This window comes from Providencia sp. AGC89 (assembly GCF_053543535.1).
The window spans coordinates 1-384 of record NZ_JBIXLP010000058.1; the positions used below are offsets into that span (position 1 = coordinate 1).

The window sequence follows — 384 nt, forward strand, 5'->3', positions numbered from 1 at the left end:
CATGAAGCGTTGGCATTAACCAAAGGGGATTTTTATCTCGATGAAGAAACCCCATTTGTGGTGTTGCGAACACTTAAGCAACGAGAAATACAGACAAAGTCGAAGGAAATTAGAGTCAAGGCGCGTCCTAAACGGATTGTTGCACTCTTCGATCCCCAGTATGTGCAATTGATGAGAAGTTACTTTGCGACGATGCGGCTGAAGAATCAAAGCCAGATTTGGCCAATCCAAAGTGATAATACGGTTAGAAATTGGTTACGCTCTGCGGTTGAACAAGCAGAAGCGAATGGTGTTTCCTATGTTGTTAACCCGATCACCTGTAAAACCTTCCGACACAGCTTTGCGATGCACCTTATTTTTAATGGGGTGCCCATGAAAGTGATC

At 44.0% G+C, this 384-nt stretch carries 1 protein-coding gene; it reads left to right on the plus strand.

Features of this window, described 5'->3' with window-relative positions; genetic code table 11:
• On the plus strand, positions 1 to 384 hold a 384-nt coding region (locus tag ACIPUA_RS08250), incomplete at both ends, for a tyrosine-type recombinase/integrase (RefSeq protein ID WP_449059553.1).